This window comes from Bacteroidota bacterium (assembly GCA_016706865.1).
Taxonomy (GTDB): domain Bacteria; phylum Bacteroidota; class Bacteroidia; order Chitinophagales; family BACL12; genus UBA7236.
The window spans coordinates 1,764,203-1,779,395 of the sequence record JADJIS010000003.1 but is presented as its reverse complement, the minus strand read 5'-3'; the positions used below and the strand labels follow the sequence as shown (position 1 = coordinate 1,779,395).

The 15,193-nt window shown below is 35.0% G+C and carries 10 protein-coding genes and 1 pseudogene; 6 read left to right on the top strand and 5 right to left on the bottom strand.

Going from position 1 to position 15,193, the window contains the following annotated elements; translation table 11 throughout:
• Nucleotides 1–64 precede the first annotated feature (64 nt).
• Nucleotides 65–877 carry a sulfotransferase domain-containing protein gene (locus IPI31_17035; GenBank protein MBK7569528.1) on the top strand — a complete coding sequence of 271 codons (813 nt, stop codon included), beginning with the start codon at nucleotides 65–67 and terminating at the stop codon, nucleotides 875–877.
• 216 nt (nucleotides 878–1,093) lie between these two features.
• Here the strand turns inward: IPI31_17035 and IPI31_17030 are convergent, their stop codons facing one another.
• The 3 genes from IPI31_17030 to IPI31_17020 all read right to left on the bottom strand — a co-directional run bounded on the left by IPI31_17030 (nucleotide 1,094) and on the right by IPI31_17020 (nucleotide 6,071).
• Complete coding sequence (locus IPI31_17030) at nucleotides 1,094–1,594, bottom strand: DUF1905 domain-containing protein (GenBank protein MBK7569527.1); 501 nt, start codon at nucleotides 1,592–1,594, stop codon at nucleotides 1,094–1,096.
• Nucleotides 1,595–1,653: 59 nt separating this feature from the next.
• The gene (locus IPI31_17025) at nucleotides 1,654–2,181 is read right to left on the bottom strand and encodes a hypothetical protein (protein ID MBK7569526.1); all 528 of its coding nucleotides are present in this window, start codon (nucleotides 2,179–2,181) and stop codon (nucleotides 1,654–1,656) included.
• A gap of 140 nt (nucleotides 2,182–2,321) precedes the next feature.
• Nucleotides 2,322–6,071, bottom strand: coding sequence for a T9SS type A sorting domain-containing protein (locus IPI31_17020; GenBank protein ID MBK7569525.1), 3,750 nt, complete (start codon nucleotides 6,069–6,071; stop codon nucleotides 2,322–2,324).
• Nucleotides 6,072–6,304: 233 nt separating this feature from the next.
• On the opposite strand from IPI31_17020, the gene IPI31_17015 reads away from it, so the two are divergent.
• Nucleotides 6,305–6,706 carry a hypothetical protein gene (locus tag IPI31_17015; GenBank protein ID MBK7569524.1) on the top strand — a complete coding sequence of 134 codons (402 nt, stop codon included), beginning with the start codon at nucleotides 6,305–6,307 and terminating at the stop codon, nucleotides 6,704–6,706.
• Between the two features lie 67 nt (nucleotides 6,707–6,773).
• Here IPI31_17015 and IPI31_17010 read toward each other — a convergent pair whose 3' ends face one another.
• The gene (locus IPI31_17010; GenBank protein ID MBK7569523.1) at nucleotides 6,774–7,796 is read right to left on the bottom strand and encodes an intradiol ring-cleavage dioxygenase; all 1,023 of its coding nucleotides are present in this window, start codon (nucleotides 7,794–7,796) and stop codon (nucleotides 6,774–6,776) included.
• 772 nt (nucleotides 7,797–8,568) lie between these two features.
• Between IPI31_17010 and IPI31_17005 the strand changes: the two are divergent.
• The 3 genes and pseudogenes from IPI31_17005 to IPI31_16995 all read left to right on the top strand — a co-directional run bounded on the left by IPI31_17005 (nucleotide 8,569) and on the right by IPI31_16995 (nucleotide 11,375).
• Nucleotides 8,569–8,965, top strand: a pseudogene (locus tag IPI31_17005) (Hsp20/alpha crystallin family protein).
• Between the two features lie 263 nt (nucleotides 8,966–9,228).
• Nucleotides 9,229–10,092, top strand: a complete 864-nt coding sequence (locus IPI31_17000; GenBank protein ID MBK7569522.1) for a hypothetical protein — start codon at nucleotides 9,229–9,231, stop codon at nucleotides 10,090–10,092.
• Between the two features lie 413 nt (nucleotides 10,093–10,505).
• Nucleotides 10,506–11,375 (top strand): hypothetical protein, encoded by an 870-nt coding sequence (locus tag IPI31_16995; protein ID MBK7569521.1) that lies wholly within the window; start codon nucleotides 10,506–10,508, stop codon nucleotides 11,373–11,375.
• 17 nt (nucleotides 11,376–11,392) lie between these two features.
• Here IPI31_16995 and IPI31_16990 read toward each other — a convergent pair whose 3' ends face one another.
• Nucleotides 11,393–12,883, bottom strand: a complete 1,491-nt coding sequence (locus IPI31_16990; GenBank protein ID MBK7569520.1) for a hypothetical protein — start codon at nucleotides 12,881–12,883, stop codon at nucleotides 11,393–11,395.
• 144 nt (nucleotides 12,884–13,027) lie between these two features.
• On the opposite strand from IPI31_16990, the gene IPI31_16985 reads away from it, so the two are divergent.
• On the top strand, nucleotides 13,028–15,139 hold the full coding sequence (locus IPI31_16985; protein MBK7569519.1) for a T9SS type A sorting domain-containing protein: 2,112 nt from the start codon (nucleotides 13,028–13,030) through the stop codon (nucleotides 15,137–15,139).
• Nucleotides 15,140–15,193 lie beyond the last annotated feature (54 nt).

Below are 15,193 nucleotides of genomic sequence, written 5' to 3'. Positions count from 1 at the left end.
CGAAGATCATGGTTCCGTTCAAATTTGAAACTTGCCATTATTTTTTTGAATTTCACACCCGATTATGACGGATCAGCACAAAACAGAAATATATTTTCATGTAGGGTTGGGAAAAACCGCAAGTACTTATCTTCAAAATAAGGTATTTACCCAATATAAAGATCTGGTTTATATTCACCCTACTTCTTATAGAAAATACCCTAAAATACTAGAGGCAAATAAGGGCAAAAAAATTTTTATCTCCCGTGAAATGGACAGGCAATTGGAGCGGGAAGTAAAAAAGTTTTCAGAAAAATATCCCGATACCAAAACAATAATTGTATTTCGCAGCAACGAACAATGGATAGCCTCCCAATATCGGCGATTTTTAAAGAACGGATATCCCTACACCTTTAAAGAATTTTTTGATATAGAGAATGACCTCGGTTATTGGAAGATTCAGGATGCAACATTTTATCCTAAAATTGAGATACTCAGAAAATATTTTGCACATAAACCGCTCGTGTTATTTTATGAGGATATGCGTAAAGACACTTTTGCATTTATAGATAAAATTGCAGAATATATGGGTGTGGAGTACGATAAAACTTCCATTTCGCTGGAGCCACATCACACTTCTTATGAAGAAAAACAATTAAAGGTGATGCTTAAAGTAAGTCGCTTTATTTTCACCAAAGATCCCAAATACACAGGCTCCTATTTTAATACCTGGATAAGAAGAAGATCAAGAATGTTGATGTGTTATATTATTTTATATTCTGCGCTATTGATCCCAAATTTTTTAATCTCCAAAAAACCACTTATTGATAAGGAAGAATTGGAGAAAATAAAAAGGTTTTATTCTGACGACTGGCGGAAAATTGAAATGTACCAATGAACAGCCAAATGTACCAATGTACCGATGAACAGCCACCTCTACGTGAAAATTATCCTTAATAACTGCCACATGGTTGCTATAGTATATTTCGTGTCAAGGAGTTGAAATTGTTTAAGAAGTAAAATTCGGAGGAAATATCTCCAGTGATACAAACTGCCCACTGCCACTGGCCACTGCCACTACCCACTGCCACTACCCACTGCCCACTGTTGACTGCTACTCCTTCCCCGCCCTTATCATCTCCCCATAACCCATTTTTTGAGATAGCGCTTTTACGGCCATAACAATCCGTTTTGCTTGTGTATCAGCAGTTTTAGCGGAGTCTATCCATTTGGAAAAATATCTTTGGTGCGAACCCGGAAGTGAATTAAAATATTCAAATGCCCTTGGTTCGTCTTTGAGACAAACAATAAAATCTTTGTTAAAAACAAATGCAGATTTATCCTCTGTCAAATAAACATTTAATTCATACCCTGTTTTTTTGCCGATCTTTTTTCTGATATCAGCATTTAATGCCATTATAAAATCGCCACCTCCCATTGGTAACAGTGCAATTCCTTTAATTGTATGTTCATCTAATTTTCCTTTTACACGAAAGGATGTTTTTGCACCGGGTTTTATTTTATCAATTATTGTGGATGGAATATCAATATAAGTCCAACCGGTTTTTTCGCCTTGCGAACTGAATTTTTTAATGATGGTTTTAAAGTGGACCATTCTTTAATGAAATTGACATTCAAAAGTAATTAAAAGGTTCAAAATTCCAAGCCCGAAAACTATTGAAAGTCTACCAGGGTTTCTAATTTTTGGAGTTTTCCTGAATATTGATCATAAGCAGCTACCTCCACTACAATTTTATTTTCTAAATCGATTGTATAGGTGATATCCTGTGCGTCTTTTACATTGCTATCAGTAAAAACTGCTGTAAATGACTTGCATTTTTTTAGATTGTGACCATTTAAATTGTAAGTAAAGTGATCATTACTTATTAAAATGGTTAATGAATCATTGGTTGTTACATTATAAATTTTATAGTTTTTCACTGATTGGAATCTAAACTCTAAATTTCCATAGAATAATGATTTATTTTCGTAATACAATTTAATTGTGTCGCTGTCATACCCTAAACTGTCTGGTAAATACTGTTTCACATATTGCTTAGAATTTATTCTTGATAAGTGATATTGAATTGAATCGGATTTGGAATATCCTATATAGTTCAGTTCATTTGGCATTTTATAATCTTTACATGATATTAATAGGAGAGCTATAAGATATCCTGTTATCCAAAATTTAATTTTCATTGATCTGTTTTTTAATTATCATCTTCCTTTAACTGATCATTTTATGGACAACGATTCATAAATTCCTATTTAAGGATATCGAACTGTTAAGTACATTATCTCTACCCGGATTTAAAATACAGCCTAAATGAGCCATCATTCTATCTCGATATTATAAATGATCTCGAATAAAATTCTGAATTGCCCTTAAGGTAAATCAAATAGGTCCCTGAAGGAATATCCGAAATATCATAAAATAATTCCATCTCCGCAATTCCATTTACTTGCTCTGAAATTAATTTATTTCCCAACAAATCGAAAATTTCAATTCGTTCTACTTCTTCCGCATTTGAAATTGAAATGGTAATATCAGATATTGCAGGATTTGGAAAAATATTGATCGTTACGTTGTTAATTATATTATCAATTGCCTGACAAATTGTAACTTCAATTTCCTGAGATGAAACACTTGTGCAACCATTAACATCTGTGAATGTGTAAGTAATAATATGATTACCTAAACCTGCAGTAAGGGGATCAAAAATATTGTCGGAAATTCCATCTCCACTATAGGTTCCCCCTGAAGGAGTTGCTGTTAATTCGAAGGCTTCCACATCAGAACAAATTATTTCTGGTAAAATAAATTCTATCACAGGTGCTTCCAATAATTCAATAAAAATTTCATCTGTGTCGGTGCAACTAAATGAATTTGTAACTATTACAGAATAGGTACCGCTTTCGTCAACAATTATTGTTTCGGTATCTTCACCCGTACTCCAGGCATAGGTGCAAAGTGGCGTGGTTGCGTCAAGAATTACATCCACATTATCACAGGAAATAATATCCGGACCAAGATCAACAACTGGTGAAGTATAAATTCCAACTTCCACTTCGTCAGTTTCATTGCATCCTAAAATATTATTTACAATTACAGAATAAATTCCCGCATCGGTAACCGTGATTGTTGATGAAGTTTCACCGGTACTCCATAAATAGGTGCAGCCGGGGTTTGTTGCATCAAAAACAACCGAACCGCCATCGCAAAAAGAAACATCTTCACCGAGGTCTACAACAGGAATTGGAACTACATCTATATTTATAATGTCAGTAAAACTACATCCATAAATATTTGTAACTTCTACTGAATAAATTCCTGCTTCCGTTGTGGAAATTGTTGCAGAATTTTCTCCGGTACTCCAAAGATAAGTGCAATCAATTGTTGTTGCATTTAATAAAACTGTTTCTCCTTCACAAACTGCAATATCATCTCCAAGATCAACAAAAGGAGTTGGATTTAAATTAACATTAATGTCATCAGTTGCGGTACATCCTGCAATATTTGTAACAAGAACAGAATATGTTCCTGCATCACTTACCATTATTGTTGAAGAGATAGCACCTGTGCTCCATAAATAAGTACTCGCAGGATTTGTTGCATTTAAAATAAGAGTATCACCATTACATAAACCAATATCAGCACCAAGATCAACAACAGGTGAAGGATCAATGGTAACTTCCACTTCATCGGTTTCTGAACAACCGAAATTATTAGTTACTGTAACAGAATAAATGCCCTCCTCTGTAACAGTAATGGAGGCGCCTGTTGAGCCTGTGCTCCATAAATAGGTAGAAAGGGGATTTGTTGCATCAAAAATTACGGTGCCACCATCACAAAAATTTATATCATCTCCTAAATCAACAAAAGGAGCAGGATTTGCAATTATATTTACGTTATCTGAAGCAGAACAACCATAAATATTTGTAACTTCCACAGAATAAACAGCCGAACTATTTACAAAAATTGTTTGTGTAATTGCTCCTGTGCTCCATAGGTAATCCGAACCAACATTTTCTGCATCCAGAATTAATCCTTCATTCTCACATATCTGAATATTATTTCCAATATTTACAACCGGTGTTGGATTAATGGTAACATGTATTAAATCACTATCAGTACAACTAAATCCATTTGTTACCACAACACTGTAATTACCCGTTGCAATTACATTTATTGTTTGTGTGGTTGCACCGGTATTCCATAAATAAGTTGATCCGGGATTAGCTGCATTTAATATAACGGTTTCACCGGAACAAACAATTATATCAGCACCAAGATTTACATTCGGGGCGGGATTAACAGTAACATTTATAACATCAAATGCAGTGCATCCTGATGCATCTGTAATAGTTACGCTGTATGTTCCGGTGGCACTCACATTTATAGTTTGTGTAGTTGCGCCGGTACTCCATAAATAGGTGGCACCAATATTTTCGGCATCCAATGTCAAAATTTCTCCGGAACAAATTGTTGTATTCGGACCAAGGTTTACAACGGGAGAATTTATAGAGAGATGTGTGATCACGATAGAATCACATCCTTCAACAGGAGTATAATAATCGTAATATTCACCGGGTTCAGTTTGAAATGCACCACCTGCAAAATAACTATCACCATCACAAATTGCAATATCATTATTTATGGTATAGGTAGTACAGTATTTTGCTAGAAATCCATCCCATCCGGTAAAATCACTACTCATATTAAATACATCAGCACCCGGGTCAAAATCTACCGTAGCATCAAAATATCCACAAATAATATCTGCACCGGTATTATCTAAAATTAAACCATGACCCCAATCACCAAGTGTTCCTCCAATTTTTTCTACAGTGGAAAATGTTCCATCATTATTCCATTCCAGTTTAAAGATATCCGTATATCCATTGGAAGTTAAATTATAGGTTGCAACCGACGGATCAAAATCAGACGTTTGTTCAAAAACACCTGCCATATGAATTTTGCCTGATGCATTTATTTTTAGGGATCCAATTTGTTGATATCCTAATCCGCCAAAACCATTTCCCCAAATAAATGCACCAGTTGATGCATTTAATTTAACAACAAAAGCATCAACATATCCCGCAGAAACAACATTGTGTATTCCTCCGCCCGGATCTGTATCAATGGTGCCTTCAAAAAATCCACCCACTACTATAGAAGAGGTGGTTGCATCATAATCTAATGTGGTACCTTGTTCTGAATTATTCCCTGAAATTTTACCGGCCCATTGATAAATTCCGCTGTTATTTAATTTTAAAACAAAACAATCTGCATCAAATCCTGCTGCTGTTAAATTATTTACTCCAACACCGGGATTAAAATCAACGGTGCCCCAAAACAAACCTGTAAAATAAATATTATTATCGGGTGCGATGGTCATGTAATTTCCGTAAAAAGAACTCATTAATAATGCATAATTAAATGTGCCGTCGTTATTTAATTTCAATAAAAAATCTGAACCACTTACACCTGCAGTTAAATTAAAAGTCCCTGCTTCTGGATTAAAATCCACTGTGTTTTGAAAATACCCGAATAAAAATGGATCTCCATTGGAATCGAGATCGAACCCATAATTTTGCTCCGTGCCTGTTCCGCCGATCTTAACTGCCCAAACCAAAGCACCAGAGGCGTTATATTTTCCACAAAAAATATCATCACTGCCTGCAGAAACAAGATTATATACTCCCGCACCGGGGTCCATATCCATAGTGCCGTTGAAATACCCAAAAATGAAAACATTGCCTGCATCATCGGTTTTAACGACGGAGGAAGTTTGAAATCCCACCCCGCCTAATTGTATTCCCCAAACGAAATCTCCTGAACTATTCAATTTTACAATAGCCACATCCTGAGACCCGAAAGAGTTAAAATTGAGTGTTCCCGGTCCCGGATTTACATCAACATCGTCCCAAAAATTGACGTTTGAGAAGATATTATCATCATTATCCACCGCCAGAGAATTTACCATTTGGGCATCATTTCCATGAAATTGTTTGGCAAGAACAAGGCTTTGAGCGTTAATTAAGGGTGTAATGAGTAGAAATACAGCGCAGAGTAAAGTTTTATGCATAATACATTTTTTGAGTTAAAGGTTTTTTGAGGAGCCAAATAATGTGCCACTATGGATTGGAAATTTTTTCTTAATTTTACTGTTGCAAAGTTGTGCGTTTTGGCAAGTATAAAGATACGCATCGGCCGTTATATAGGAACTGAATTCAGATCAACGTATTTCATTTCCACAAAATTAACAGCGCAACTCTTTTAAAAACAGTAGTTATATTAAATATTAAAATACAAAATACAATGAAAAAATTAACTAATCTCCTTTCGTTTGCCCTTATTATCACCTTTACCACTGCTACGGTGGTTGCTAATGCTGCAACCTTACCAGAAGGAACAGAAACTTTTTGTAAGACCTGGAATATTTCCGGCGAAATAGTTGCAGGCGTTCAACAAGCACCTGATGCATTAATGGCTGCTGATCAACTTATTATTAATTTGGATAATACCATTAGTGTTACCTTCCAGGGGGTAACTCTTACCGGAACATATATTTTAGTTGCAGGAAACACATGGTTATCGATATCGCTTAGTGATGGTACTTCCATGCGTTTTAAAATATTGAGTATAACAGAAACTACCTTGCAGGTGGAACATATAAATGCCGAATCTGTACATCGTATTTTTACTTTTACAGCTTTATAAATAATAAATTTAAACTAAAAAGCCCGCTGCTGAATTAATTCAGAGCGGGCTTTTTAATAAACGTATTTTAATTTATAGTGAGCATTTTTACCTGCATAAATTTTCCTGCAGCATTTAAAGTTGTTAATTGATATGCATAATTTCCTGCAGGCAAAGAATCATATTTATTTCTATTTACGATACAATTATGATTCCCGGATCCAAGTTTTTCATGCATTAATTCCGCAACTTTTACTCCCATTAAATTATATAGATCTATTTTCACATCTGCTGGAAATAAAAGTGTAAATGGAATAGTTGTTTCACTGTGAAATGGATTTGGATAATTGGCTGAAAGTGTAAATTGTCCGCCTGTTTCCGGTGCCAGATCTATCAAACCTGTTGCCGGTTCATCAATTCCCACAGTTATAGTTCCATCGTATCCACCGGTACCTAAATTCGGAGTAAGAGTCAACAACTGATCTTCATATCCATCAGCAAATACACTATCATCAGCGGTTGTTTCTATCGTTGTATTTTGACCTTTTGTTATGTATAAAGGAGAATCATACACGAGGGTATTTATTGCATCAGGAAATGCCATTTGGGAAGTTGCACTCAAAACATTACTGAGAAAAACCTGAAAATGATTATGTGTGGTACGCCCTGGATACCAACCGGGATATATGGTTTTAAATTTTACCTGACCGTTAACATCTGTTATTTGAATTCCCCTGCAAAATGTTTCTCCAACAGTATTTGCACCCGGCTGCACAAATCCTGAATAAACTCCGTCTTTATCTGTTTGCCAAAGATCAATTCGGGCATTTGCAATTGGTTTACAATCATCCTGTATACTTACGATAGTAATTGTAAGGTCTAATTGCATTCCGGGTTTTTCTTCTGTAATATCTGTCCGGAAATAACTCTCCTCATCACTAAGATCAAGAGGGTAAGGACCGGCAGTTTCATGCGGGATTAAAACACAATCCACACCTAATTTTTTGTAAAAAGTTTTATCGGGTTTAATAGCGGCATTCGATTTATTAATTGGAATTAAAGAACCCAAACCAGCCAATCCGAGGCCTTTGAGGAAAGATTTTCTTTGCATAATGTCTGATTATTTACAAATTTAATAAAAATGCAGGGGATGTTTCGTGGGGGAAATAATTTGATGGAAATGTGACAGAGGGGAGGTAGCAGTAAACAGTGGGCAGTGGGCAGAGGGCAGTGCGTATTATCGGAAGATTTTCCTCCGAATTGAAACAGGATGAATATCAAATAACAATCAAAAAATAAAAAATATTAATCGGATTGCAACCCAGAAACTTTTGTAAACCATGTAAAATAAGTCAACAGTCAACAGTGGGCAGTGGGCAGTTTGTATCATTGGAAAATTTTACTCCGAAATGAAGATGGAGGAAATAATAAATAACAATCAAAAAATAAAAAATAAAAATCGGAGCACAGACGGGAAACTTTTGCAAACAATGAAAGTTTTGAAATAATATCGAATAAAGAACAAGGAATAAAGAACCCGTCAGTGGCCGGGCAGGCATTAAACAGATTCTCGCCCGCAAGATTTTCCTCCGTAACAAACTCCTTCAACTCCTTCAACCATCTCACTCAAAGTTCCAGGCAGAGACAATTGTCTCCTCCGAAATAAACTCAGAACTGAAACATATAGTGATCGACGAAGGAGATCTACTACATGTCAGAACTCAGAACTCAGAACTCAGAACCCAGAACCCAGAACCCAGAACCCAGAACCCAGAACCCAGAACTCAGAACCCAGAACTCAGAAATTTAGAGATGAAACAATATTTAGCAATTAAATACGACTTACCAATTGATAATTAATTATTTAACCAAAAAATTGTATTATGTATTACAATGAGACATGCGCCGCAAAAAGGCGCTCACGGAAGCAGTTCGCGGCATCTGCTTTACCGTTCAATGGAAAGAGCCGCGGTTAACATCTACCGGACGGAAAACAGCTTCGAAATGCTTGTTTTTGCACCGGGTCGTATTCGCGAACATTTTGGGGTTGATCTCGCAGGAGGTGAACTTACCGTTTCGTACAAACCACCTGAAGGGTTTCCGAGACCGGAGTGGATTCGCAGAGAATATAGCCGGGGTGGATTTACCCGTAATTTCAGTTTAGGTGCTGCAATCGATGGCAGTGCTATTACTGCAAAATACGAGGATGGTGTATTGCATATTCATCTGCCCTTGCTTAAAGGTGAAGTCGCCGAAAAGCAAAAGATCAATGTGCAGTAATTAAGTAAAATTTAAAAAAGTGAGGCTGTCGGCATTTGTGCTGACAGCCTTTTTTATTTGTGATCTTTTTGTTTAAAGTTTAAATAAAATTTTGTTTAAGAAGATGTTATACTCATTAAACAAATAAACAGAATTTCTATAAATTGGAACAAAAGGTTCCCATTGTAATTATTCATAAATGATCAGTTACCCGCCTTTGATATGATATTTCACGATTTCACGAAAAATGTATATTTGTATTTTTAAACCTAAACCAAATACACATGAGAGGCTTTTATTTGATAATATTTTTTGTGATTAATGTATATCATATTACTGCTCAAAATATCCAGGTATGGCCGGAAAAATTTGAAGAAGTAACTTATTTTGACGTAATTGATATGACACTAAAATCCGGACAATTTTATAAAGAATCTCAAATTTCGGTAAAAGCAGGTGAGGGTGCGTTCTTTTTTACAGTTGCGGGTGCATTTTTTCCTCAAATATATATAACGGATACTTTGATGCAAAAATGGACCATGGGTTCGTCCGCAGAATTCGGGCCGGGACTTTTTATGTCTAAAATATCCATTGCTCCTAAAACGGACACCACCATTAAAATAATATATTCTACGGTAGATAAAGATGTTACAGGCGATTATATTTACGGATATAGAATACTTTCAGCCGAACAAATGGATTTTGAAAGTTCAGATTCTTATTGCGATAAACTTTCTTATTTTATATCCAATTGGCAGTGTATGTGGGGTTTGGTGTCGATTCCGGATTATACTCCCAGTGGTGTTTTAGGTGAATCCAGTGCAAAAAATTCGCTGGTAAAAGGTGGAATTGGAGCTTTGCAAATTACCGGAATTACTGATTATCACGAGATCCTTTATAAATTGGATAATGCTGCGCTCGCTAAAAATAAATATGATGAAGTGGTAACGGATACACGTAATTGTCTGCAATCGCAGGAGTGGGAAATATTGACGAATGATGTAATAAATTCCAGTGGTGTAGTGGAGAAATATGAAACAAATTTCATTATAAGAGGCGCAAGTGCTAAAGATCCATCTGGATCATTCGTGATATCTCAATCTTGTGATGGTGATATGGGTTGTAATGTTTATATTGACTTTTATTAATATCTCACCAGATTTAACCGATTATTATTTAGATGTCGTTTAATTAAAATGGTGGTTACGAATTCGGTAACCTTTATTTTGATGTACAGGCATGAAATAAAATATAAAATGATGATTGTAATCACCTATTTCGTCATTGTATTTTTTCTTCAAGTGATTAAATAAGAATTGTATAATCATTTTTCCCATTTGCAGATACCTGACTAAATATATTAGTTGTAAAAAGTCCATTATGTAATTTTTCTGGAATGATTTGTTGTTTTTATGTGTTATTATTTTAGATATTTCAGCTAAGAAAATATATTATAGCGGGAAGAATTTGAAGAGCGAAGGTCACTTGAAACGCCTGATGCTTCACCACGGCCCGGATTCATTCTTAGATTTGAAATTTATACTACCTAAACCTTTTTACGATGAACAGATATTATTTATTTTCAATTCTCTGCTTTTTATTTTATTTAAGCAGAACAATATCTTTGGAGGCACAAAATGTCCCACTTGGTACTGCGCAATTTGAGCAACAAGATGTATTAAATTATGAAGACGAAGTGTTAGATTCCACCCATTATTTTAAATATCTCCAGATGGATATAAAAGCAGGGGAGGGGATTTTTTTATATATGGTAGCTCGCGATTTTGTTCCACAGATTTATACGATGGATACGATGGCGCTTTATTGGAATTTGGGAATTACCGAGAAGTATGGTGATGATGCCTACGTTTCGTATTCAACTATCGTTGCACAAAGAGATACCGCCTTTATTATTCTTTATTCAACCATGTATAATTATAATACAGGTGCATTTGATTATGGAGTAAGGAAATTATCTGTAGAACAAATGCAATATAATATTGAAGTCGATTTTTGTCAACGGCTGACCTATTTGATCAATCACTGGCAATGTTTTTGGAAGTTGTTGCCGGTGTATACTCAATTGGAAGGTGTAAAAGTTCCCGAAAGCACTAATAATACATTAATGAAGGGTGGAACCGGCTTTTTAAATAAAGAGGAACTTTCTGACTATAAAGAGATAATTTACTCAGGTAATGACCCCCAATTGGCTAAAAATCAATATGAATATTTGGTAGCAAAAACTACACACTGTTTAGATGATCAATGGGATATTATAAGTGAGGTAATAAATGATGAAATAGGTGACGGAGTTCAATATATTACCAATTTTACTATAAAGGGCGGGGTTGTTAACCAACAAAGTTATTCGTTTAGGATCGAATATGATAGTAACCTTGGAAAAGATCAGACATTTATTCAGTTTTATTGAATTATTTTTTTACGTTTTTATTTTGTTTTGCTGATATTCCGAATCCAATATAAATAATTTATGTTGTTGAATACCATTTTTTCATTTTCGTTTTGAGCAAAGCTGATTAGTTTAATTTCCAGGTCAGTTTTCTTGGGTTTTTGTATTTTTTGAGCATATTGTTTTATGAAACGAATAATTGCACCATAGGTTTGATATTTCATTTTTTGGGCTGACAAATATCTCTGTAATGATATTATCTGCGACTCCACCAAAAAATAATCGCCTAATTCAAAATGACATAATAATTGCATTATCCGGCTATCGCGATATAGATCCGGGATCATTTCTGATTCTTTGATTTTGAATAAACGCAATAATTCACTGATACAATCCTCAAATTTCCCGTTGCAGAACATAACATATGCGGAGAGATAACGCAGAGTAATAATGTTAGGTTTTGGAATCTTTTCCCCATGTTTCTTCAAACCTTTTTTTACCTGTTCCACACATAATAATGCCTCCTTAAATAGCTCTTGCGATACGAAGTAATTTAGCTCCAACAAATAACTTAATCTGAACACATTAGCCTCCAAATGTTGAATGTGCTTGAATTCCGGGAGGCCTGGTAAAGTTCGCAAAACATCAATTCCCTTTAATAAAGCATCGAACTTTTGTAGAATCAAACTATCGATCAGGTAATTATTTAAAGCTGAAAAATAACGATCGGCAAATAGTGATTTGAGGTGAATATTTTTGTCGATTAACTGGAGAAAATTACTGTTCAGTTCGTAAGCGTTTTCTACATTTCCGTTTACAAATGCATGGAGCGCCTTTATTTGTAATCTGTCGAGTTTTGCTTTAAAAGTTGTTGCTTTGGATTCGTCAATAAATTGTTCATCTCCTATTAACCGATATAATTCTTTATTCTCCTTTCCCTTAGCGATCTCTTTTTCATAGTGTAATTTATAAATCGTGTTGCTTTGTAACCAATAAGTATTACTTGTTTTAAGTTGGTCCGCACAGAATATCAGCTCTGTACTAAGCACTCCTAATTGTTTAAAGGTTACAGAACTGAATTGTGTTTTGGTTATCCACCTTTTTTCTATTTCTATCAGGTCTATTACATTTTCAAATTTTTCATATTTATAAGCAAGCGTTTTGTATTTTTTTATTTGTTTTATACACTGATCATATAATCCCTTATTCAATAAAATATTGCAGTAATGAATGCCTTTACTGATCTTTTGTTCAGGATCAGCAAATTCGTCGTATCGGTGTAATGCTTCCAAAACATTTTCATACAATTGTTTTTTTAAAACTGCAAAATGAGCTGCTGAGATGGTGGGTTTAAATAGTTTTAACAGTTCTGCCTCATCATAAAACGCTCTGCTTTCAATTAATTGAAATAACTTCGCATATTGATTGTCGCCTGGAAAGTGGCGTTCAGCCTGTAAGGTGAAATACCGTTTTTCAGGTTTGCTCATCGAATGAATAAGTTGGAATAGTTCGCCGGAAGGACTTTTCATTGACTTTTAATTTATTAGGGTAAAAGTAATGAAAAATTGACTGTTTGTGGCAAAAAAATCCCATTAGACATGTAATTTATGACCATAATATGATTTGATTATTGATTTTTTTGACCTGAAATTTGCCTTTGAAAATAAAAAACTATGAAAAAATTAATCTACATTTTTGCATTTCTACTTCTTGGAAGTCAAACCGAAGTTTTCGGTCAAAGCTGGGAAAACTACAGCAACATTACGGCTATAACGGATGCAGAACCAATCGGTGACCATATCTGGACAAGTTGTAAGGGTGGTGTAATTGATATTAATACTACTACTGGTGTAAAAACCTATCATAAAATGAGTGTTGATGGATTGCCATCGGCCTCCATCGAACAGGTTGCGATCAGTTCTGTTACAAGTGTAATTTGGGTTGGAACCTATGATGCCGGTGTTGTGGAATGGGACGGTGAAAATTGGATCACTTACGATTTTCCGGCCTCTTTTCAGCTTTACAGAATGAAGTTCGACATGACCGGAAATTTATGGTTGCAAACAGATGGCGGTTTATATAAATTTGATTGCACATCACATGAATATACTTTCGTGAATTCCATAGAAGGAATAGGTTGGGATATGAATGCTTGGGATTTTGATATCACACCTGATAATAATGTGCTGATATTTACCGGAACAAATTGTTTGGTGATAGATGCAGTTACCAATACACCGATTGATTCCTTTCCTAATTCAGATAGTCCCACGGTGCTTGCATGTTCACCTACCACAGTAAGATTATATGGTGTGGATGAAGATACATATCTCATTAATAATTTCGGTTTTCTGGAATTTCAATTCAAGGATGGCACATACGCTCCCGCCGAAGATGGTTTGCCTGAATTTGCATTCGTAAATAATATTGTGAGAGGTTTCGATAATGCATTGTATTGTTTTGTTGATAATGTGGAGATTTATAAATTAGTAGGTTTTTCCTGGGAGCTTGTGAAAACGGTAGATACCTATTCGTTTGAAAAATTATTATTTGCAAACGGGACAGATTTTTATCTGAATGAATATGCTTATCTTAATGTGCCATCCCTTATTAAAGCGGATGCTTCCGGAATGGATGTTTTTGATACGAAAGAATTTAATTTCACCTCCAATAATATTCAGGGATTAACAATTAATGGTGAAGGAGATATACTTATGTTATCTGCTTCTAAAATATATTCCTATAATGCAGATATTAATAATTGGGAATTTTATGTTGATGCTCCTTCTGTGTATGGTGCATACGATCTGAAATATATAAATGATATGTTGTATGCAATAGACTACGGCAATTTAATTGAATATTATGATGGAGTGAGTTGGACACATATTCCTTATGCCGACGGTTACAGCTCTATTTATATTTTCGATTATGATGTTACTGCTGATGGAGTTGTTTATTTTGTGAATGAAGAGGGATTATTTAAATCGGAGGGAGGCGTTACCGAATTATTAATTGAAACCTATGCTGTATCTTCCTGGTTTATGAGTGTTGAGTATGATGAGGCCAGAGGATTATTATGGTTAGGTAGAATAAATGGAATTGTAAAATATGATTTTGTTACTGAAGATCTTATCAATAGCAGCGACGTAGCAGCAATGGCTGACGGCTCCAGCATTCAGGAAATTTCATGTGATGATGCAGGTAATGTGTGGTTCGGTGCTAACAATAATAAAGTGTATATGTATGATGGTACTGAATGGACCGATTTTACAGTGGGAAATGATGGAGATTTTATTATTGAGTTTGCTTTCCAGGGGACTAAAGTTTATTTCGGATTAACTGATGGAACGGAAGGTTTCCATAGTTATGATACCAATGATGGGACATGGGAATATTTTAATACCTCAGAAGATGCTTCACTTATCTCGAATGCACTTAATTTTTTAGTTGTAGATGAGGCATTCAATATTTGGATGGCAACGAGTGACGCAGGAATAAGTTTATTACGTGCTGAAGTTGATCCTGTAGATGTTATAACCATGGATAATGAATCTATAAAATTATTTCCTAACCCAGCGGCAGATCATATTAATATTGAAACAGCTGGCTTGGAAAATATGAATATTCAGATCGTAAACATTAATGGAAGTGTTGTTTTAAATACGATCAATAAAACGAATTCAATTGATATTAGTGGACTTGCTAATGGTATCTATTTACTTAAAGTGATATCTTCAGATAATTCTCAAAATTATACAACAAGGTTTTGTATCGCTAAATAAAGATTGCTCCTCAATCAGAAACCGGTCGCTAGTTTAGTTGACCGGTTTTTTGTT